Origin of the sequence: Vibrio sp. 1727, assembly GCF_033344415.1 — a bacterium.
In the GTDB taxonomy this organism is placed as follows: Bacteria; Pseudomonadota; Gammaproteobacteria; order Enterobacterales; family Vibrionaceae; genus Vibrio; species Vibrio alginolyticus.
This window is the reverse complement of the sequence record NZ_JAWPOT010000015.1, coordinates 113,524-134,276: the sequence shown is the minus strand read 5'-3', so window position 1 is coordinate 134,276 and position 20,753 is coordinate 113,524. Positions and strand designations below refer to the sequence as shown.

Sequence of the window (20,753 nt, the reverse complement as noted above, 5' to 3'; positions counted from 1 at the left end):
AGTTTAGACCCAAAGCAAATCAAGGTCGTATGCGATCTTTTGCAAAATCCTGTGATAGCAAGCGAGCAAAACTTAACCAGCAGACAGATTATTTACAGATATATATTCTAATAAAAAACAAATTATTGTATTTTAATAAAGAAATTAACGAATTTTTAGGAATTAAACAATGCAAAATATCGGGATGTCGTCAAAACTCGACAATGTCTGCTACGACATTAGGGGTCCTGTACTCAAACATGCTAAGCGCATGGAGGAAGAAGGGCATAAAATCCTAAAGCTAAACATTGGTAACCCTGCCCCATTTGGTTTTGACGCCCCTGATGAGATTTTAGTCGACGTGATTCGTAATCTGCCGACTTCTCAAGGCTATTGTGATTCCAAAGGTATTTACTCTGCTCGTAAAGCAGTGGTCCAACACTATCAGCGTAAAGGTATACGCTCGCTAGATGTCGAAGATGTGTATGTAGGTAACGGCGTGTCTGAGTTGATCGTAATGGCCATGCAAGCGCTATTAAACAATGGCGACGAAATGCTGATCCCAGCACCAGACTATCCGTTATGGACAGCTTCAGTTGCACTATCTGGTGGTAAGCCGGTTCATTATCTATGTGATGAAGAGGCTGACTGGTACCCAGACCTTGAAGACATCAAAAAGAAAATCACACCAAAGACACGTGGCATTGTTCTGATCAACCCGAACAACCCGACAGGTGCGGTATACAGCCGTGACTTCCTACTTGAAGTCATTGAGATAGCACGCCAGCACAAACTGATCATTTTCGCAGATGAGATCTACGACAAAGTGTTGTACGACGGTGCAACACATACCTCAGTCGCCACACTCACTGAAGACGTGCTAGTCATGACATTCAATGGCCTTTCAAAAGCCTACCGTGTTTGTGGTTTCCGTGGTGGCTGGATGTTCCTAACGGGGCCTAAACATCTGGCTCAAGGGTACGTGAATGGCTTGGAGCTGCTTTCATCGATGCGTTTATGTGCAAACGTACCAATGCAACATGCCATTCAAACCGCGTTAGGTGGGTACCAGAGTATCAATGAACTGATTTTACCTGGCGGACGCTTATTAGAGCAGCGCAACCGAGCGTATGAACTGATCAATCAAATTCCTGGTGTTTCTTGTGTCAAACCTAAGGGTGCGATGTACCTCTTCCCGAAAATCGACACTAAAATGTACAACATCAAGAACGATCAGCAGATGGTTTTAGATTTCTTAAAACAAGAGAAGGTCTTACTGGTGCAAGGTTCTGGTTTTAACTGGCCAAAACCAGACCACTTCCGCATCGTGACACTACCGCACGTTGAAGATCTAGAAATCGCCATTGGACGTTTTGAAAGATTCCTATCAACCTACAGCCAGTAATGAATCACTGGTAGTAATTAGTGCTGATCTCTCATATGCTTAGAGGAACTCCTAGTGAGTTCCTTTTTTACACCAGAAACGGAGAAAGCCATGAAAGAAAGCCATTTTTTCGCCCACCTGGCTCGAATGAAGCTGATCCAACGCTGGCCTTTAATGCGGTCCGTCTCACCAGAAAACGTTTCAGAGCATAGCTTACAAGTTGCTTTTGTCGCTCATGCCCTTGCCCTAATTAAAAACAAAAAGTTCGGCGGTAACCTTAATCCAGAGCGCATCGCGATTCTTGCCATGTACCATGACTCCAGTGAAGTATTAACGGGTGATCTTCCGACTCCAGTGAAGTATTACAACCCTGAAATTGCCAAAGAATATAAGAAGATAGAATCAGCAGCGGAGCAAAAATTACTCTCAATGTTACCGGAAGAGTTCCAAGATGATTTTGCTCCCTATCTTCTTTCTCACTCTGCACATGAAGAGGACGCAAAAATCGTTAAGCAAGCCGATTCCATCTGTGCCTATTTAAAATGTCTTGAAGAACTAAGCGCCGGTAACCATGAGTTCGCTCTGGCAAAAAAACGCTTAGACGTCACTTTGCAAGAACGCAAAACGCCTGAAATGGATTACTTTCTCAATACCTTTGCCCCAAGTTTCGAATTATCGTTAGATGAAATCAGTTAGCTTACGGAGATAATCGTGTCGTTTGAATTACACCCGCAATGGCAAGAGCGCCATGATGATGAGCATAAAATCCGTCGAGACGACCATCGGAGCCCGTACCAACGAGACCGAGCACGCATTCTTCACTCGGCTGCATTTCGACGCCTACAAGCAAAAACCCAAGTACACGGCAATAGCTTGGAAGACTTTCACCGCAGTCGGTTAACACACTCCTTAGAAGCGTCGCAACTCGGGACCGGTATCGTCGCCCAGTTAAAGAAAAAACAACCAGAGTTCCGTGAACTATTACCATCAGACAGCTTAATTGATTCATTATGTTTGGCTCACGACATCGGGCATCCTCCATACGGTCATGGGGGAGAAGTCGCTCTAAACTACGTAATGCGCGAACATGGCGGCTTCGAGGGGAACGCCCAAACCTTTCGTATCGTCACTAAGTTAGAGCCTTATACCGAGCATTTCGGAATGAATTTATCACGCCGCACGCTGTTTGGTTTGATTAAGTACCCTGCCCTCATTAGTCAAACACGCTCCGTCAAGTTGCCTCAACCAGCCGAGCATCAACGTAAACTAAAAGCAAAAGATTGGAGCCCAGCTAAAGGCATTTATGATTGTGATAAAGACTTATTTGATTGGGTAATTGCACCGCTTTCTGACAACGACAAGGCATTGCTTAGTCTGATGCGTTCAACGCCAGAATCGGAGTTTGAGCACAGTAAAACGCGTTTTAAATCAATCGACTGCTCAATCATGGAGCTAGCAGATGATATCGCCTACGGTGTTCATGATTTAGAAGATGCAATCGTACTTGGTATGGTGACACGTCAGCAATGGCAAGAAGGCGCAGCAAGTCAATTAGCGGACTGTGGCGACCCGTGGTTTGAAGCTCATATCGATTCCATCGGACAGATGCTATTTAGCGGTAAGCACCATGAGCGGAAAGATGCCATCGGTGGTATGGTTAACGCGCTACTGACCAGCATTTCAATCAAAACGGTGGATGAGCCGTTTAATAACCCGTTACTGTCTTGGAATGCGTGTTTAGAACCACAGATGGCACGTGCACTTGACGTACTCAAGCACTTTGTCAGCACCTTCGTTATCCAAGTCCCGCAGGTCCAGATCGTTGAGTATAAGGGTCAGCAAATTATTATGGATATTTTTGAAGTGTTAACAGCAGACCCAGAGCGCTTACTACCCGTTCATACAAAAGAGCTGTGGTGTCAGGCGAAGAGCGAAAGCAATAAGATGAGGGTCATCGCCGATTACATTTCTGCAATGACCGATGGTCACGCACAAAAGCTACACCGCCAACTTTTCTCTTCCATCGTTCTTTAGTAACACTCAACCTTTCAAGTAATTCTTTTCAAAAACGCCCGGAGGCATCTGGGCGATTTGGAATTCGATCATATTTTCAAAGGCATGCATAAGCGGTGTAAAGTCGCGCTCGGGTTCAAGCAAGCGAAGCGAATGATAACCAGCCTCGACTGTCGATAAGCTATTCTCAGAGGGCGCCTTACGAATGGTGTAGTGCCCTTGTAGTTGCTTAGGCAACTGCACGGTTGGGAGTGGATGTAAGTTGCTTGAGAGTTGCCACATTTTGTACGCTTTTTTCCACGTACCATCGAGCAAAATCAAACGTATTTTCTTAGATACACTATGACTCGTTTGAGTGATTTCAGAAATGCATCGTGACTCTTCTGATGGGTAAAGAACAAAATGTTGATATGACTCATCCGCTAATAAGTGATTTAAGACATCATCACAAGAAAAGTCCTCTCCTATCAAACAAATACAGTTATCTAAACTCAAATTGAGAATCCGTGCCGTACCAAGCGGACGATGTTCTTCACTCGTGTGCTGAAGAATGATAAGTTCTACCTCGCTTGCCAGCGGTACAATCCATTGGCAAATACACGCTTTTTGCGATTTTCCACAACGAGAACAATAACGAGACATAGAGTGAACCTTTATACCTTGCTGAGTATTATCAGCGTGATCTGTTTGATACTTCAATTTGAACCAATGGCAAACCTAACCGAGTGGCACAGCTACAATATACGCCATGGTGAATGGTGGCGAATCGTAACAGGAAATCTCACACATACCAACTTTGCGCACTTAGGAATGAACCTCGCAGGATTGTGGATCATTACTTTTATTTTTCGCCCAAGCACTCGTAACTTCCTTATCGTTTTTTCAATCTTATGTGCATGTGTTGGTGCGCTGAATTTGTTTACCAACATGTCGGTGTACGTGGGTTTATCCGGCGTATTACACGGATTGTTTGGATTTTGGGCGCTCAGAGAAGTCTTTGAAAGCAGAAGAAGCAGTGTGTTGTTAGTCGGAGGGCTAATCGCCAAAGTAGCATGGGAGCAGGTCTATGGCCCATCCAGCAGTACTGCTGAGCTTATCGGTGCAAACGTTGCTATTGATGCTCATATGTTTGGCGCACTCGGTGGGTTAGTAATGGCTTTAATGGAAAAAGGCCTTCGCCGTCGTTTATTCGGATAAAAAATCCCGAACCACGAAAGAGGGACTGGTTCGGGAAAGCAGTAATAGGGAAACAGATATTGTTCTGAGTTCAGACTCAATATCTGCAATACATCAAGCTACAGTAAAATGCGGTCTTCGTTTTTCTTAACTGTCGCTTCACCTATGCCTTTTACGCTCTTCAAATCTGCTGCCGTTTTAAAAGGGCCATGTTCCTCGCGGTAGTCCACTATACTCTGCGCTTTCTTCTCACCTATACCTTTCAACATGGTCGCAATTTCTTCAGCAGTGGCCGTGTTGATATTTACAGTAATTTCAATTCCTTCATATTTGTCAGTGGCTGAATCCGCAGCCATGCTAAAAGGTGCAAAAACAAATAAGCACAATGTCAAAATCCATTTCATATTGAACATACAATCTCCAAAATAGTAGGCTAAAAACAGTCATCGAGAGCGAGTCACTATCTAGTTTGCAATGGAAAGCAATATGGTTATGCATTTAACAAACTGAGATGACCCGGAATTCACAACGGCCGCTATCACTTAAACGCGCACTAATTTAAGTGATGCCTATTGATGATTGAAGTTCATAAAGACAAAAATAAAACGGACCGCTTATGCGGTCCGTTTTATTCAACATACAAATTACACTAATTGTGCTTAGTTGCTCACAACAAAGTACTCAATGTCAGTATTTGCACGCAGTACGGCTAGTACAGATGATAAATCTTGCTGAGAAGATGCACGCTGCATTTGCATCGCAACTTGATCTTCTAACTCACTATCTAGCTCTGCGTTTACAGCATCAAGCTCGATGATAATGATGTTACCTTCAAGATCTTTAGACTGACCGTATACTGGTTTACCATCGACTGGTTTTGCCATCGCGAATACCGTTGTTGCTAACGGAGAACGACGATCTACTGTCTCTTGTTCACCAAAGGCAAGATTGTTTTCAGCAAGCACGTTCGTCTTACCTTCTTTCAATGCCGCAACGACTTGTGTTCCAAGTTCCATCGCTTCTTGCTCACCTTTAACACGAGATAGCTCTGCAACAACCTGATCTTTCACTTCTTCTAGTGGAAGAACTGTCTCGTCACGCGCATCTTCAACACGAACAACGATAATATGCTCAGGCGCAACTTCGATAGCTTCAGAGTTTAGGCCATCTTCTTTAACTTCAGGACTTAGGATAGCTTGCATTACCGCAGGGCTACGAAGCACTTCAGGTGCATCAACCTGAGAAATAAAGTCCGTTGTCTTCACTTCTTGGTTAACCGCTTGAGAAGCATCATACAATGAGTCTGGGTATTCAAACGCTACGCGCTCAAGCTCATTTTGCAACTCGTAGAATTGATCGATCGCTTGTTGGTCGACCATCTCTTGTTTGATTTCAGCAGCGACTTCTTCAAATGGCTTCGCCACAGAATCTTTTAGCTCTTCAAGCTTGATAATGTGATAGCCAAAGTCCGACTTTACTAGACCCGACGTATCGCCAGGATTCTTCAGTGCGAATGCCGCTTCTTCAAAAGCAGGGTCCATCACATCACGCTCAATCCAACCTAGGTCACCACCGTTTTCAGCGCTGCCAAAATCGTCAGATTTCTCTTGAGCAAGCGTCGCAAAATCTGCACCCGCGTTTAGCTCATCTAGGATAGCTTGCGCTTTTGCTTCATCGTCCCCTTCTACAAGAATGTGAGCGACACGTCGTTGCTCTTCTGAAGAGTATTTGTTTAAGTGCTCGTCGTAGTACTTTTTCACCTCAGCATCAGAAACATTAACTTGTTCCTTTAGCGCTTCAGCTGACAGTTCGATGTAAGAGACTTTAACCTGCTCTGGGCGTGTAAAGTTGTCTGGGTTTGCTTTGTAGTACTCTTGAATTTCTTCGTCGGTCAATTCAATATTTTTCGCAAACTCCGCTAAGTCGATCTGAATCGTGCGAATATCACGAGTTTGAGTGAACAGCTTGCCTTCTGCTTGTACTTCACCCGGCAGAATAAATTCACTGTTTTGTAGCGCATTCAGCAGTTGCTCACGAACCAATTCACGACGCATGTACTCAGCAAAAGAGTCTGGCGAAAAGCCTGCACGACGCAAAGAAGCTTGATAGATCTCTTGATCAAACTGACCATTAGATTGGAACTGAGGCATGTCTAGAATCATGCTACGCACTTGAGTGTCGCTGATTCGCAGACCCAAAGCTTCAGCTTGTTGGTCAAGCAACACGTCATTGATCATTCGATCTAAAACGGATTTGCGGAAAGATTCAACATATGCAGGGTCAGCCAGCATTTGAGAGAAGTAGTCACCCAACTGAGCTTGCATACGGTTACGCTCATTTTGGTATGCCATCTCGAACTCACCACGAGGAATCTCAGTGTTACCGACTTTCGCTGCAGAGTTGTTGCTACCACCAACGATGTAGCTACCTACACCTGCAAATACGAAAGACAGGATGATAAGTCCAAGGATAATTTTGACCGCGATGCTATTCACGCCTTCGCGTAGTCGATCCATCATAATTTAACTGCTCTCCACAATTGAAGCCTACTGCTTCTATCTAATAGAAATAATGGCGCAATAATATCAGAAAAAGAAATGCGCATCAGTATGATGCGCATAATTTAAGAAAGTTCGGCTCGAAGTTTGTAAATTTTTGTTCGAAACTTATTGTTTGAGCAAAAGTTAAGCAAATGGCCGGTTACAGAAATAACGCCGTGATTAGTTACAAGCGTCTTTCAGTGCTTTACCAGCTTTGAAAGCTGGTACTTTTGCTTCTGCGATTTGGATTTCTTCACCAGTTTTTGGGTTACGACCAGTACGTGCAGCACGAGTACGAACGCTGAATGTACCAAAGCCAACTAGAGCGACTTGATCACCAGATTGAAGAGTTCCGCTTACTGCTTCGATGAATGCATCTAGAGCACGACCCGCTGACGCTTTAGAAATATCTGCATTTTCTGCGATTTGTTCTACTAACTGAGTTTTATTCACTGTAATTTCCCCTTTGTGTCATCTGTGATTATTTTTGTGATGACTTTCGTTCCATTGTTAAGAAAATATGCTCCACCCCTTATTCATCAAGGGCTGGCAGCTATCGAAACTAACTTAGCGCCCAAAAAAAACGCTGACAAGCCTTTTTGGGCTTATCAGCGTAAACTTTTACTTATTTTTGCTACACATCACTATTTTTGAGACTCAAACTCAACGCCCGTCGGGTCTCGCTCTAGTGCGACTTTCAGTACTTCATCAATCCACTGTACAGGGATAACTTCCAGATCCGCGATAACATTATCAGGAATCTCTTCCAAATCACGCTCGTTATCTTTTGGAATTAGCACTGTCTTAATGCCACCACGGTGTGCCGCAAGTAACTTCTCTTTTAGGCCGCCGATAGGTAGAACCTCACCACGCAGTGTGATTTCACCCGTCATCGCTACTTCTGCTTTCACAGGGTTGCCTGTTAGAGAAGAAACCAATGCTGTACACATTGCTGTACCCGCACTTGGGCCATCTTTTGGTGTCGCGCCTTCCGGGACGTGTACGTGAATATCTTTCTTCTCGTAGAAGTCAGTATTGATACCTAGCTTTTCTGCACGAGAGCGAACCACTGTCATTGCTGCTTGGATAGACTCTTGCATCACATCACCAAGAGAACCCGTTTGTGTCAGCTTACCTTTACCTGGCATTGATTGAGTTTCAATCGTTAATAGATCGCCACCCACTTCGGTCCAAGCTAGGCCAGTTACTTGACCAATTCGGTTACTTTCATCCGCTTTACCGTAATCGAAACGTTGAACACCTAAGTACTCTTTTAGGTTGTCCATCGTTACCGTTACTGACTTGATGTCCTTATCCAGCAAGATGTTCTTCACCGCTTTACGGCAGATCTTAGAAATCTCACGCTCTAAGTTACGGACACCCGCTTCACGCGTGTAGTAACGAATGATGCCAATAATCGCAGAATCTTCAATGACGATCTCATCCGCTTTCAAGCCATTACGCTTCACTTGTTTATCAACAAGGTGACGTTTTGCAATGTTCAGCTTCTCGTCTTCGGTGTAACCAGATAAACGAATAACTTCCATACGGTCTAACAATGGACCCGGGATGTTCATCGAGTTCGATGTCGCAACAAACATAACGTCAGAGAGATCGTAATCCACTTCTAGGTAGTGATCGTTGAACGAGTTATTCTGTTCAGGATCAAGTACTTCTAGCAGAGCCGATGCCGGATCACCACGCATATCGGAAGACATTTTGTCGATTTCGTCCAATAAGAACAGCGGGTTCTTCACACCAACCTTCGACATCTTCTGGATCAATTTGCCTGGTAATGAGCCGATGTAAGTACGACGGTGACCACGAATTTCCGCTTCATCACGCACACCACCCAACGCCATACGAACATACTTACGGCCTGTAGCTGAAGCAATTGAACGACCAAGAGACGTTTTACCTACACCAGGAGGACCAACAAGACAAAGGATAGGACCTTTTAGCTTGTTGATACGGTTTTGAACCGCCAGGTATTCAAGGATACGTTCTTTGACGCGTTCTAGACCGTAGTGATCTTCATTAAGAACCTCTTCTGCTTTCGCTAAGTTTTTCTTAACTTTTGAGCGCTTAGCCCAAGGAACGCTGACCATCCAATCGATGTAGCTACGAACCACTGTTGCTTCAGCAGACATTGGAGACATCATCTTAAGCTTTTGCAGCTCTTGCTCTGTCTTTTCACGTGCCTCTTGAGGCATTTTTGATTCGTCAATCTTCTTCTGTAGCGTTTCGAACTCGTCTGGTGCGTCTTCCATCTCACCAAGTTCTTTCTGAATCGCTTTCATTTGCTCATTCAGATAATACTCACGCTGAGATTTTTCCATTTGCTTTTTAACGCGACCACGAATTCGTTTTTCAACTTGCAGCAAGTCGATCTCTGATTCCATCTGGCCCATCAGGAATTCCAGACGCTCAGTGACGTCAACAATTTCAAGCACTTGCTGCTTATCCACCAACTTTAACGGCATATGAGCCGCAATGGTATCCGCTAAGCGTGCGGCTTCGTCGATACCATTAAGTGACGTTAGCACTTCTGGTGGAATCTTCTTGTTTAGCTTAATGAACCCTTCAAACTGATTAATCGCGCTGCGAACAATCACTTCTTGCTCACGCTCATCCAATTCTGGCGTAACAACAAATTCAGCTTCCGCTAGGAAAAAGTCACTCTCTTTAAAGTGATTGATTTTTGCTCGCTGCTGGCCTTCGACCAATACTTTTACTGTGCCATCCGGAAGCTTCAAGAGCTGGAGAATGGTGGCTACCGTACCTACGTCAAATAGGTCGTCAACCGTAGGCTCGTCAGTATCCGCTTGCTTTTGTGCCACAAGAAGAACTTGTTTGTTGGTTTCCATCGCCGTTTCTAGACAGCTAATCGATTTCTCACGACCAACAAACAATGGAATAACCATGTGTGGGTAGACCACTACGTCACGTAGAGGTAGTACCGGGATCTCGATACGCTCGGAACGTTCCAAGTTCATATAATTCTCTCTTCCGCTTTCACGTTTAACGTATTACTTAAGGCAGTATATGGGGGCTAATTGTTTGGATTCAATAAGAGAAATAAAAAAAGGAGGTAATTACTTACCTCCTTTTTCATTATGGCTGAATTTACTCTGCTCCAGCTGCCTGATTGTCTGCGTTACTGTAAATAAGCAGTGGCTCTGACTCGCCATTAATGACGGACTCATCAATCACGACTTTACTAACGTCTGTTGCAGATGGTAATTCGTACATGGTTTCAAGTAGCACGCCTTCAAGAATCGAGCGTAAGCCACGAGCACCTGTTTTACGCTCCATTGCTTTTTTCGCGATAGCGCGCAGCGCATCTTCACGGAATTCAAGTTCGGCGTTTTCTAGCTCAAACAATGCTGCATATTGCTTGGTCAGTGCGTTCTTCGGTTCACATAGGATCTGAATCAACGCTTCTTCATCAAGCTCAGTCAGTGTTGTTGTTACAGGTAGACGACCAATGAATTCTGGAATGAGGCCGTACTTCACTAAGTCTTCAGGTTCAACTTGAGTAAATAGCTCACCTACCGTCTTCGATTCATTCTTCGAACGAACTTCAGCACCAAAGCCAATACCTGTACCTGTTGCAACACGCTGCTCAATCACCTTGTCTAAGCCAGCAAAAGCACCACCACAAATGAACAGGATCTTAGATGTGTCCACTTGTAGGAATTCTTGCTGAGGATGCTTACGACCACCTTGAGGTGGAACCGATGCAACCGTACCTTCGATAAGTTTTAGTAGCGCCTGCTGAACACCTTCACCAGATACGTCACGCGTAATAGATGGGTTTTCAGCTTTGCGTGAAATCTTATCAATTTCATCAATGTAAACGATGCCGCGTTCCGCTTTAGCTACATCGTAATCACATTTTTGCAGAAGCTTTTGGATGATGTTTTCAACGTCTTCACCTACGTAACCGGCTTCGGTTAGTGTCGTCGCGTCTGCCATTGTAAATGGCACATCCAAGAATCGAGCTAATGTCTCCGCAAGTAGTGTTTTACCGCTACCTGTAGGACCAATTAGAAGGATGTTACTCTTACCAAGCTCCACACCTTCGCTCGTTGTATCACCATTGCGTAAACGCTTGTAGTGGTTATATACCGCAACTGCGAGCACTTTTTTCGCGTAATCTTGCCCGATCACATAGTCATCAAGGTGTTCACGGATCTGTTTTGGCGTTGGTAACGCTTCAGATTCTTTCTTAGGGAGAACATCCTTGATTTCTTCGCGAATAATATCGTTACATAAGTCGACACACTCGTCGCAAATGTACACTGACGGACCTGCGATTAGCTTGCGAACTTCGTGCTGACTTTTGCCGCAGAAAGAACAGTACAGCAATTTACCGCTGCCACTTTCTTTGCTTTTATCTGTCATTCGCTAACCTCTTAGCCTTTACTCTTCATGAATGAGTGTATATCAATTTTTGCCAAAATGCGCTGGCAAATTACTCGCCACGGTGGCTTAACACTGCATCCACGATACCGTATTCCACAGCCTGCTCTGATGACATGAAGTTATCACGATCAGTATCGCGCTCAATGACTTCAAGAGGTTGGCCTGTATGTTCTGCTAACAACTTGTTTAGCTTCTGTTTAATCGTCAGGATTTCCTGAGCATGGATTTGGATATCAGAAGCTTGACCCTGGAAACCACCCAATGGTTGGTGGATCATTACACGAGAGTTAGGCAGTACGTAACGCTTACCTGGCGCACCACCTGCAAGCAGGAAGGCACCCATTGAACATGCTTGACCCATACATACTGTGCTCACATTTGGCTTAATGAACTGCATGGTGTCGTAAATAGACATACCTGCTGTTACGCTGCCGCCTGGTGAGTTGATGTATAGGAAAATATCTTTATCTGGATTTTCAGATTCTAGGAAAAGTAGCTGAGCCACGACAAGGTTTGCCATGTGGTCTTCCACTTGACCCGTTAAAAAAATCACGCGCTCTTTCAGCAGACGTGAGTAGATGTCGTAAGAACGTTCGCCTCGGGAAGTTTGTTCAACCACCATTGGTACTAGCGCGTCCATAATTGGCGACATTGCATTTTTTTCTTGGTAGCTCATATTCTTATGTCCCTAAAATAAATGGCCCGGATGATGACTATCATACGGACCATTGTTAGCAGAATAGTTAACGTTAAGTCAACCTTCTACGCAAGATATTGCTTATTAAGCAGCAGGTTGTTGTTGGTTAAGTAGCTCGTTGAAGCCTACTTCTTTCTCAGAAACCTGTGCTTTAGCGATGATCGCGTCGATTGCTTGCTCTTCTAGAGCTACGTTGCGCATGTTGTTCATCATTTCTTCGTTTTGCTCGTAGTAAGCAATAACTTCTGATGGATCTTCGTATGCAGTAGCCATTTCTTCGATTAGAGCTTTAACTTTCTCGTCGTCCGCTTTTAGCTCTTCAGATTTGATTACTTCACCTAGTAGAAGACCAACAACTACGCGACGTTTAGCTTGTTCTTCGAACAGTTCACGTGGAAGCTGAGCAGCAGCTTCTGGGTTACCACCGAAGCGTTGTGCAGCTTGTTGACGTAGAACTTGGATTTCTTGCTCGATAAGCGCTGATGGTACGTTGATGTCGTTTTGCTCAACTAGACCGTCAATCGCTTGCTCTTTGATGCGGTTCTTAACAGCTTGCTTAAGTTCGCGTTCCATGTTCTTACGAACTTCAGCTTTAAGTGCTTCAACACCACCTTCAACAACACCGAACTTAGCAACGAACTCGTCGTTTAGTTCTGGAAGTTCACGAGCTTCAACTTTGTTCACTTTGATTGCGAACTTAGCTGCTTTACCTTTTAGGTTTTCAGCGTGGTAATCTTCTGGGAAAGTCACGTCGATGTCGAATTCCATACCAGCAGTTTTACCTGCGATACCGTCTTCGAAACCAGGGATCATGCGACCAGCACCCATTTCTAGAGGGAAGTTCTCAGCTTTACCGCCTTCGAACTCTTCACCGTCGATAGAACCAACGAAGTCGATGCTTACGCGTTTGCCATCTTCTGCTGCTTCTTCAACTTCAACCCAAGTTGCTTGTTGCTTACGTAGAGTATCGATCATCTCTTCTACGTCTGCATCTTTAACTTCTGTTAGTGGTTTTTCAACAGTGATGCTCTCTAGGCCTTTAAGCTCAACTTCTGGGTAAACTTCAAAAGTTGCAGTGAAAACTAGGTCTGAACCTTCTTTGTTCTCTACAGGAGCGAAAGTTGGAGCGCCAGCTGGGTTGATTTTCTCTTTAACGATAGCTTCGATGAAGTGGCGTTGCATTACTTCACCAAGAACGTCTTGACGTACTGCTTTGCCGTACATCTTAGCAACCATTTTTAGAGGCACTTTACCCTTACGGAAACCATCGAAACGACGGTTTTTAGCGATGTTGCGTAGTTCAGCTGTTACAGCGTCTTCGATGTTTGCAGCTGGAACAGTAATGTTTAGACGGCGCTCTAGGCCCTCTAGCGTTTCAACAGTAACTTGCATTATATATAAACCTCTAAAGTGGCTCGGTTTTCCGAGCGTATGAGCGAAACTCAGAGGAGCTTACGCTTCATCCTTGTGTAGTGTTCTGTCCGAACACCTAATTTAAAATCGAGTATCGATACTGGTTGTCAGTACCGGACTAATCAGTGATATCTTCGATAAAATAACCAAAGGTATCTCCTATTAGCCTCAGGACAGAATTTTTAGACGCGACATTCTAGCGATCTGTCGCAACCCTGTCGAGCCAATAGCCACTATGTGGACATTGTCTGCGCTAAATTCTCGAATGCTGACCCATTTTTTCTTCAAAAATGCGATTCAGACACCGTCTAAGCATCGCCAGCATATCTAGAATGGGGACAATAGCGACTTTTTCAAGAGAATCGACCGGTTTTTTTATCGAAAAGCCTAAAAAGAGATCTTGCTCTTGTTTTACTCCACAGAGTTGAAAACTAAATCCCTAATCCTTCCTACAAACTATTAACATTTTCTTACGTGACCAAAGGAAGTTGTAAGGAGTGTAAGGATGTCGCAAAAAAAACGGATTCTGCTGACATTTTTTGCTTTCTATTTCCTGTCCGCAATTATCGGTGGCCATTGGGTTTGGCAGACCAGTTATCAATCTCTACTTGATAAACACCAATCACAGCTGGAGCAATTTTCTGGCCATATAAAAAATAAACTCGATAAGTACGCCCATATCCCAAATCTTCTCGCTAAAGATGATCCTCTTTATCAAGCGCTTCAGCACCCCAACAACAGTGCGCAACTGGAAATCACTAATCGGTATTTAGAGTCCGTTAATGGCGTGATTGAAGCAGCGGATACGTACTTAATCGATCAATGGGGTACAACGATCGCGGCCAGCAACTGGCGTAAAGAGCGCTCCTTTATCGGTCGAAATTTTGCATTTCGACCTTATTTCAAACAAGCCATTGTAGGTAAACGAAGCCAATACTACGCACTGGGCTCAACATCTGGTAAACGTGGCTACTACTATTCTTATCCCATCGTATACGCTGGCGGTGTACTTGGTGTCGTCGTGGTGAAGATGGACCTAAGTAAGATAGAGGACAACTGGCAGCAACCTAACAGTGTTTTTGTCGCCAGCGACCCATACGGAATTGTTTTCATGAGTAGCCGAAGTGAATGGCTACTCAAAAGCTTACAGCCACTGACAAAAAAAGAGAAAAAGCAAGTTTGGGCAAGCCAACAATATCTTGATGCGCCAATTGAAACGCTTGGATTAGTGGGTAGTTTGGACGAGGTGCATTCTGAGCTTAAACAGGGTTACCCATACAATAGAGGAACCTTGGTGGTCTCTTCGCTGCCCCTTCCCGAACTCAAACTGACTATTCGTGTGCTGTCTCCTAAACAGTCGATCGTTTGGTTCACCATGGGTTACATCTTTGTACTCACTCTAGCATTCATGGTTTTGTTTTTAATTGGTCAGCTTATCTATCACCGTCAACAGCGTCACTTGCAACTTGAACGAATTCAACAAGAAGCAAATCAAAAGTTGGAATATCAAGTCATGGCACGGACTGCCGAGTTGCAAGCGGAGATCGCACAGCGTATCGATACCGAGCAAACTTTACGCGTTACTCAAGACGAATTGGTGCAAGCAGCGAAACTCGCGGTGTTAGGACAAATGTCGGCCAGTATCAGCCATGAACTGAATAATCCACTTGCGGCAATTCGTAGCTTTTCGGAGAACGGCAAGCTGTTTCTAAAAAAAGAAAAATATGAGCGAGTGGAAGATAATCTCACTCGCATTTCTGCTCTCACTGACCGTATGGCAAATATCAGTCAGCAACTTCGCTCTTTCGCCAAAAAAACCAGTGGTGACGAGTTGGCTCAATCTCGATTGTTCCCTGTGATAGCCTCTGTAAAAGAACTGATGAAGCCAACATTTAAATCAGGGCGCGTCACGTTAGAAACAAATTTGCCAGAGCATGATGTTGAAGTGCAGATCAATATTATTCAACTGGAGCAAGTGTTGGTCAATTTACTGACTAATGCGATAGAAGCACTCAAAGAGCAACAAGACAAACAGGTAGAATTATCTGTAGAACACGATGAGCACACTGATTTGGTTTGGATTCATGTTGATGATAATGGCCCAGGGCTTGGCTCTTTCTCACTTTCTGATTTATGTGAACCGTTTCTAACCACTAAACTGAACGGTTTAGGTTTGGGCCTCTCTATCTCGCAACAAATCTTAGCCAGTATGAATGGAAAATTATGTGCCCATAATCGAGAACAAGGCGGCGCTCGATTCTCATTGTGTTTACCTATCACTTCTTACAACACTGAACCATCAAAAGGATAAGATCATGTGTCAGGTGTTTTTTATTGATGATGAGGCCGATCTCAGAATCGCTATAGAACAGACCTTTGAACTGGCGGATATCGACGCCAAGTTTTTTGTGGATGCAGAATCGGCTTTAATAGCGATGCAGCAAGGGGAAGAAGCTGGCGTCGTGGTCACTGATATCTGTTTGCCGGGCATTTCTGGTATGGATATGCTGACAACTTTGACTCAACGCGATGCAAACTTACCCGTCATCATGATCACTGGACACGGTGATATTTCCATGGCTGTGCAAGCCCTTCATCAAGGCGCTTACGACTTTATTGAGAAACCTTTTGCGCCAGAACATTTGGTTGAAACGGTTAAGCGGGCGATTGAGAAGCGCAAACTAACCAATGAAAATGAAAAACTGCGCCTGTCACTTAAAGCCAGTAAAACCCTTGGTCCACGAGTTATTGGTGAAACCTCTAGCATCCAAATATTACGAGAGACCATCACCCAAATCGCCGATACCGACGCCGATATTTTATTGTTTGGTGAAACCGGTACAGGGAAAGAGTTAATCGCTCGTTCTTTACATGAGCAAAGCTCTCGCCGGAACCAAAACTTTGTCGCCGTAAATTGTGGAGCGGTTCCAGAGAACTTAATTGAGAGTGAACTCTACGGCCATGAAAAAGGCGCATTCACTGGCGCCGAAAGCCGTCGTATCGGTAAATTTGAGTTTGCACAAGGCGGCACACTTTTCTTGGATGAGATCGAGTCGATGCCTATCCAAGCCCAAATTCGTTTATTGAGGGTATTACAAGAGCGCGTGATTGAGCGTGTCGGTTCAAATGAATTATTGCCTTTAGATATTCGAGTGATTGCCGCAACAAAGGTCGATTTAAAACACGCAGCTGAAGAAGGTACTTTCCGTCAGGACCTCTATTATCGGCTCAATGTCGTGACCTTGGATCTCCCGCCACTACGCGAACGAAAAGAAGACATTCCAGCCCTCTTTCACCACTTTCTGTTGGTAGCAGCTTCACGTTATGGCAAAAGCTCACCTAGCTTGTCACCCCAAGATCTAGCGCAACTGATGAGCCATGACTGGCCTGGCAATGTTCGAGAACTCAGAAATGCTGCAGAGCGTTTTGTGCTATTGGGTAAGTTAATTCAGTTGGGAGAATCAAACCCAGTCGCTAAGTCTTCCTCAAGCCTTGCAGAGCAAGTAGCGGAGTTTGAGAGAGCAGCCATTGAAGGCGCTTTATTAGAAAACAACGGTAGTATTAAACAGACAATGTGCCAATTGAATGTGCCAAGAAAAACCCTTTACGACAAGATGCAGCGCTACCAAATAAATAAAGACCTTTACAAATAAAACACGTTCAGATAACTGGCATTATATTCAACTTGAATCATAATTTTTAACAACAGGTTTATCATGGTTGTTACAGATATGAACGAAAAAGTGAGAATACCGATTGTTACAGATACCGTGCTCGTAGACGGTTGCTATCAAGAAGAGAGAAGATTCGGTGAAGAGCGTCGTAAAAATAAAAAGAGGTGGCGACACTATGAACGTCGAATTAATTCAGACCCGCGCAAAACTTGTTACAAGTCAATAGACGAAGAGGTGTGAATTCTCACACCTCTTTCTACTTTCTGGCTTCCATTACTTGGTAATGATCTCCGGCCCCATCAAGGTATTAGGCAACCAAGTCGAAACCCATGGTACATATGTGACGATAATTAGGAACAAGAACATCACTCCAACCCAGGGTAATGCTGCCTTCACTACGTTCATCATCGACATTTTGGCAACACCAGCGGTCACAAATAAGTTAAGACCCACGGGCGGCGTTATCATTCCTATCTCCATATTCACCACCATCATTATGCCCAAATGAATTGGGTCTATACCTAATGCAATCGCAATTGGGAACACGAGCGGCGCAACAATGATCAACAAGCCTGATGGCTCCATGAACTGACCACCAATCAGCAACAAGACGTTCACCACAATCAAAAAAGTGATTGGTCCAAGACCAGCCGAGAGCATCGACTCGGTGATCATTTGCGGGATCCGTTCTTCCGTTAAAACATGCTTCAAAATTAAGGCATTAGCAATGATGAACAGCAGCATGATGGTGAGTTTGCCCGCTTCATACAGGGTGTGTTTCGTGTCTTTATGAACAAAGGTTTGGAAGATTTTAACGAGCGCAGGTTTAGTGTTTTTCTTGTCTGCAAATGGCCCCATGTCTTTGTATACAAAGTTAGCAATAAAGAATGAGTACACAGCAGCAACCGCAGCGGCTTCTGTCGGCGTAAAGATACCGCCATAGATACCACCAAGAATGATGACGACCAACAACAAGCCCCAGCTTGCATCCTTGGCGGCATCAAAGGTTTCTTTCCAACCGACAAAAGGTTGTTTTGGAAGGTTCTTGATTCTCGCGGCAATGTAAATCGCGATCATCAACATGACACCCGCCAGCAAACCGGGAATCACACCACCAAGGAACATACGTCCAACTGACACATCCGTTGCGGCTGCATACACCACCATCACAATCGAAGGTGGGATCAAAATCCCTAGCGTACCTGCGTTACAAATTACCCCAGAGGCAAACTCTTTTGAGTAACCGTTTTTGATCATACCTGCGATAACAATACTACCTATGGCAACAACCGTTGCAGGTGAGGAACCTGACAACGCGGCAAACATCATACACGCGACAACCGAAGCCATCGCCAAACCGCCGCGGAACCAGCCTACAATGGCAATGGCGAAACGAATGATCCGCTTTGCTACGCCACCCGTCGACATAAAGCTTGAAGCCAATATAAAGAATGGAATAGCCAATAGCGTGTAGTGGCCCGCGAATGCATTAAACAGCGTTTGAGCAACTGACGCTAAAGAGGCATCCGAATGCATTAAAAGGAAAAGAACACTGGAAAGGCCCAGCGAAATAGCAATTGGCACGCCAACCAGCATAAAGCCAATTACCATCAAAAATAGAAATAAGATATCCATGGCTTATTGCTCCTTGTTTTTAGCGTCTTGCGAGGCCTTTGGAGCCATTACGTCTTCAGCGTCACTCATCTCAGCTTTAAGAGATTCGAGCTCTTCCTCCGCTTCATGTCCTGCAATCAAGCGATCGAGCTTACCAGTAGCGATTTGCCACGTGACTTGAACAAATCTAAACGTTAGTAGCGCCATTCCAAGTGGCAAAGCGAAGTAAGGAATAAAACGTGGCAGCTTTTCATAACGCTCTCCCTCATTTAACCAGTCGGCCATGAACTGGAGCATTTCAGGCATCGGAATATCGTCCGTTTCATACCACGCTCGGTCAGTAGCGAACGGATACCAGTAGTTCCAAGCGCCAATTAACAGCAAAATAGAGAAGGCTAAGCAACACATTGCTGCAAAAAGCGCCAGGGCTTTTCGTTTACCTTCCGGAACGATGTTAATAATGACATCGACACCAATATGAAAGTGTTTTTTCACACCATAAGATGCGCCAACCAACACCATCCATGCGAACATGAAAACGGTGAGCTCAAGCGCCCAAAGAATATTGTCGTTAAAGACATAACGAAAGATGACATTGGCAAAAGTCAGCAAGGTCATGGCACCCAAGAAGAAAGCAATCAAAGTCTCTTCAATGGCATCGGTGATTCGTCCAGCCTTGGCAAAAAAAGTCTGTTCCATAATTACATCACGTCGTCTGTAGGGGGAAAGAGCCCCCTCAGTTTGAGAGGGCTAAATGTGCTAGCTGTTATTATTTTTGGTTAGACGCCAAAGCGGCTTCGATTAGGTCAGAACCAATGTCTTTTTCGAACTTCTTCCATACTGGTTGAAGTGCAGTGACCCATTCTTGACGCTGTTCTGGCGTTAGAGTACGAACCACACCACCGGCTTCGATGATATTGTTCTTATTCGCAAGGTTTACTTTGGTTGACTCAGCATTACGCTGTGCAGTTACCTCTTGAATAATGGTATTTAACTGCTCGCGCTGAGCATCTGGTAGGTTTTTCCAGAAGTCGTTTGACGTCACAACTAAGTAATCCAAAATTCCGTGGTTCGTTTCCGTAATGCCATCTTGAACTTCGAAGAATTTTTTGCCGTAAATGTTTGACCAAGTATTTTCTTGACCATCAATAACCTTAGTTTGCAAACCGCCGTAAACTTCTTTGAACGACATTTTTTGTGGGTTAGCACCTAGCTGCTCAAACTGAGCAACGAGTACATCAGACGCTTGAACACGGAACTTAAGTCCTTCAGCATCAGTTGGAGAAATGAGCGGCTTGTTGGCTGACATTTGCTTCATGCCGTTATGCCAAAACGCAATGCCTTGTAGGCCACGACGTTTCATTGAATTTTTCAGCTTTTCACCCGCTTCCGAGTTTTGGAAACGGTCAACCGCGTCGACATCATCGAACAAGAAAGGAAGATCGAAAAGGCGGTACTTCTTGGTGAATTTCTCAAACTTAGAAAGAGAAGGAGCAGCGAGTTGAACATCACCATTCAGTAGCGCTTCCAACACTTTGTCATCATCATAAAGTGTTGAGTTAGGAAACACCTGCATACAGACTTTACCGTTCATCTCTTCGTTGACGCGCTTTTCAAGTAACGAAGCCGCGATGCCTTTAGGGTGTTTGTCCGCGTTCGTTACATGGCTAAACTTGATGACCGTTTCACCCGGGTCACAATTTGCGGCAGCATTAAAACTGGTAACAGCAAGTGCAGAGACAGATAGTAGAGTTAGAGGCTTAAACATTATTATTCTCCTTGTTGAATCACATCCCATCCCGTCCATGAGTAACTAGGTGTTAGGCGATGGGTAC

Annotated in this window: 18 protein-coding genes; 7 read left to right on the top strand and 11 right to left on the bottom strand. The window is 44.4% G+C overall.

The features are described 5' to 3' along the window. Positions 1–169 precede the first annotated feature (169 nt). The 3 genes from R8O10_RS15390 to R8O10_RS15380 all read left to right on the top strand — a co-directional run bounded on the left by R8O10_RS15390 (position 170) and on the right by R8O10_RS15380 (position 3,397). A complete protein-coding gene (locus R8O10_RS15390) occupies positions 170–1,384 on the top strand; it encodes a pyridoxal phosphate-dependent aminotransferase (RefSeq protein WP_005384283.1) in 1,215 nt (404 codons plus the stop codon). Between the two features lie 90 nt (positions 1,385–1,474). After that, on the top strand, positions 1,475–2,059 hold the full coding sequence (gene yfbR, locus R8O10_RS15385) for a 5'-deoxynucleotidase (RefSeq protein ID WP_062730721.1): 585 nt from the start codon (positions 1,475–1,477) through the stop codon (positions 2,057–2,059). Between the two features lie 15 nt (positions 2,060–2,074). Beyond that, positions 2,075–3,397, top strand: coding sequence for an anti-phage deoxyguanosine triphosphatase (locus tag R8O10_RS15380; RefSeq protein ID WP_318191538.1), 1,323 nt, complete (start codon positions 2,075–2,077; stop codon positions 3,395–3,397). Positions 3,398–3,403: 6 nt separating this feature from the next. On the opposite strand, the gene R8O10_RS15375 is transcribed toward R8O10_RS15380, so the two are convergent. Then, positions 3,404–4,018 (bottom strand): tRNA-uridine aminocarboxypropyltransferase, encoded by a 615-nt coding sequence (locus tag R8O10_RS15375; RefSeq protein ID WP_158173742.1) that lies wholly within the window; start codon positions 4,016–4,018, stop codon positions 3,404–3,406. Positions 4,019–4,021: 3 nt separating this feature from the next. Here R8O10_RS15375 and rrtA point away from each other — a divergent pair, with 3 nt between their 5' ends. Beyond that, positions 4,022–4,573 (top strand): rhombosortase, encoded by a 552-nt coding sequence (gene rrtA, locus R8O10_RS15370; protein WP_017634781.1) that lies wholly within the window; start codon positions 4,022–4,024, stop codon positions 4,571–4,573. 98 nt (positions 4,574–4,671) lie between these two features. Here rrtA and R8O10_RS15365 read toward each other — a convergent pair whose 3' ends face one another. The 7 genes from R8O10_RS15365 to tig form a co-directional block, all read right to left on the bottom strand. Beyond that, positions 4,672–4,956, bottom strand: coding sequence for a ComEA family DNA-binding protein (locus tag R8O10_RS15365; protein WP_031777211.1), 285 nt, complete (start codon positions 4,954–4,956; stop codon positions 4,672–4,674). Between the two features lie 255 nt (positions 4,957–5,211). After that, the gene (gene ppiD, locus R8O10_RS15360) at positions 5,212–7,071 is read right to left on the bottom strand and encodes a peptidylprolyl isomerase (protein WP_005382334.1); all 1,860 of its coding nucleotides are present in this window, start codon (positions 7,069–7,071) and stop codon (positions 5,212–5,214) included. A 201-nt stretch (positions 7,072–7,272) separates the two neighbouring features. After that, the gene (locus R8O10_RS15355) at positions 7,273–7,545 is read right to left on the bottom strand and encodes an HU family DNA-binding protein (protein WP_005382341.1); all 273 of its coding nucleotides are present in this window, start codon (positions 7,543–7,545) and stop codon (positions 7,273–7,275) included. A 191-nt stretch (positions 7,546–7,736) separates the two neighbouring features. After that, positions 7,737–10,088 (bottom strand): endopeptidase La, encoded by a 2,352-nt coding sequence (gene lon / locus R8O10_RS15350; RefSeq protein WP_005382343.1) that lies wholly within the window; start codon positions 10,086–10,088, stop codon positions 7,737–7,739. Between the two features lie 130 nt (positions 10,089–10,218). Next, the gene (gene clpX, locus R8O10_RS15345) at positions 10,219–11,499 is read right to left on the bottom strand and encodes an ATP-dependent protease ATP-binding subunit ClpX (RefSeq protein ID WP_005382345.1); all 1,281 of its coding nucleotides are present in this window, start codon (positions 11,497–11,499) and stop codon (positions 10,219–10,221) included. Positions 11,500–11,569: 70 nt separating this feature from the next. Further along, complete coding sequence (gene clpP, locus R8O10_RS15340) at positions 11,570–12,196, bottom strand: ATP-dependent Clp endopeptidase proteolytic subunit ClpP (protein WP_005382347.1); 627 nt, start codon at positions 12,194–12,196, stop codon at positions 11,570–11,572. A gap of 105 nt (positions 12,197–12,301) precedes the next feature. Further along, positions 12,302–13,609, bottom strand: coding sequence for a trigger factor (tig, locus tag R8O10_RS15335; protein ID WP_005382251.1), 1,308 nt, complete (start codon positions 13,607–13,609; stop codon positions 12,302–12,304). Positions 13,610–14,135: 526 nt separating this feature from the next. On the opposite strand from tig, the gene R8O10_RS15330 reads away from it, so the two are divergent. The 3 genes from R8O10_RS15330 (at position 14,136) to R8O10_RS15320 (ending at position 17,544) form a co-directional block, all read left to right on the top strand. Beyond that, a complete protein-coding gene (locus R8O10_RS15330; protein ID WP_318191536.1) occupies positions 14,136–15,941 on the top strand; it encodes a sensor histidine kinase in 1,806 nt (601 codons plus the stop codon). A 4-nt stretch (positions 15,942–15,945) separates the two neighbouring features. Further along, the gene (locus tag R8O10_RS15325; RefSeq protein WP_005382254.1) at positions 15,946–17,283 is read left to right on the top strand and encodes a sigma-54-dependent transcriptional regulator; all 1,338 of its coding nucleotides are present in this window, start codon (positions 15,946–15,948) and stop codon (positions 17,281–17,283) included. A gap of 78 nt (positions 17,284–17,361) precedes the next feature. Then, a complete protein-coding gene (locus tag R8O10_RS15320) occupies positions 17,362–17,544 on the top strand; it encodes a hypothetical protein (protein WP_021034161.1) in 183 nt (60 codons plus the stop codon). A 33-nt stretch (positions 17,545–17,577) separates the two neighbouring features. On the opposite strand, the gene R8O10_RS15315 is transcribed toward R8O10_RS15320, so the two are convergent. The 3 genes from R8O10_RS15315 to R8O10_RS15305 form a co-directional block, all read right to left on the bottom strand. Continuing rightward, complete coding sequence (locus R8O10_RS15315; RefSeq protein WP_176310854.1) at positions 17,578–18,939, bottom strand: TRAP transporter large permease; 1,362 nt, start codon at positions 18,937–18,939, stop codon at positions 17,578–17,580. Positions 18,940–18,942: 3 nt separating this feature from the next. Next, on the bottom strand, positions 18,943–19,617 hold the full coding sequence (locus R8O10_RS15310) for a TRAP transporter small permease (protein ID WP_005382256.1): 675 nt from the start codon (positions 19,615–19,617) through the stop codon (positions 18,943–18,945). A gap of 70 nt (positions 19,618–19,687) precedes the next feature. Beyond that, entirely contained in the window at positions 19,688–20,686 is a 999-nt protein-coding gene (locus tag R8O10_RS15305) for a TRAP transporter substrate-binding protein (RefSeq protein ID WP_047102866.1), read from the bottom strand. Positions 20,687–20,753 lie beyond the last annotated feature (67 nt).

Bases quoted from the DNA above. Each gene is read 5' to 3' on its own strand.
- R8O10_RS15390 (WP_005384283.1), top strand. From the start codon at position 170: ATGCAAAATATCGGGATGTCGTCAAAACTCGACAATGTCTGCTACGAC.
- yfbR (WP_062730721.1), top strand. From the start codon at position 1,475: ATGAAAGAAAGCCATTTTTTCGCCCACCTGGCTCGAATGAAGCTGATC.
- R8O10_RS15375 (WP_158173742.1), bottom strand. From the start codon at position 4,018: ATGTCTCGTTATTGTTCTCGTTGTGGAAAATCGCAAAAAGCGTGTATT.
- R8O10_RS15365 (WP_031777211.1), bottom strand. From the start codon at position 4,956: ATGAAATGGATTTTGACATTGTGCTTATTTGTTTTTGCACCTTTTAGC.
- ppiD (WP_005382334.1), bottom strand. From the start codon at position 7,071: ATGATGGATCGACTACGCGAAGGCGTGAATAGCATCGCGGTCAAAATT.
- lon (WP_005382343.1), bottom strand. From the start codon at position 10,088: ATGAACTTGGAACGTTCCGAGCGTATCGAGATCCCGGTACTACCTCTA.
- clpX (WP_005382345.1), bottom strand. From the start codon at position 11,499: ATGACAGATAAAAGCAAAGAAAGTGGCAGCGGTAAATTGCTGTACTGT.
- clpP (WP_005382347.1), bottom strand. From the start codon at position 12,196: ATGAGCTACCAAGAAAAAAATGCAATGTCGCCAATTATGGACGCGCTA.
- tig (WP_005382251.1), bottom strand. From the start codon at position 13,609: ATGCAAGTTACTGTTGAAACGCTAGAGGGCCTAGAGCGCCGTCTAAAC.
- R8O10_RS15330 (WP_318191536.1), top strand. From the start codon at position 14,136: ATGTCGCAAAAAAAACGGATTCTGCTGACATTTTTTGCTTTCTATTTC.
- R8O10_RS15325 (WP_005382254.1), top strand. From the start codon at position 15,946: ATGTGTCAGGTGTTTTTTATTGATGATGAGGCCGATCTCAGAATCGCT.
- R8O10_RS15320 (WP_021034161.1), top strand. From the start codon at position 17,362: ATGAACGAAAAAGTGAGAATACCGATTGTTACAGATACCGTGCTCGTA.
- R8O10_RS15315 (WP_176310854.1), bottom strand. From the start codon at position 18,939: ATGGATATCTTATTTCTATTTTTGATGGTAATTGGCTTTATGCTGGTT.
- R8O10_RS15310 (WP_005382256.1), bottom strand. From the start codon at position 19,617: ATGGAACAGACTTTTTTTGCCAAGGCTGGACGAATCACCGATGCCATT.
- R8O10_RS15305 (WP_047102866.1), bottom strand. From the start codon at position 20,686: ATGTTTAAGCCTCTAACTCTACTATCTGTCTCTGCACTTGCTGTTACC.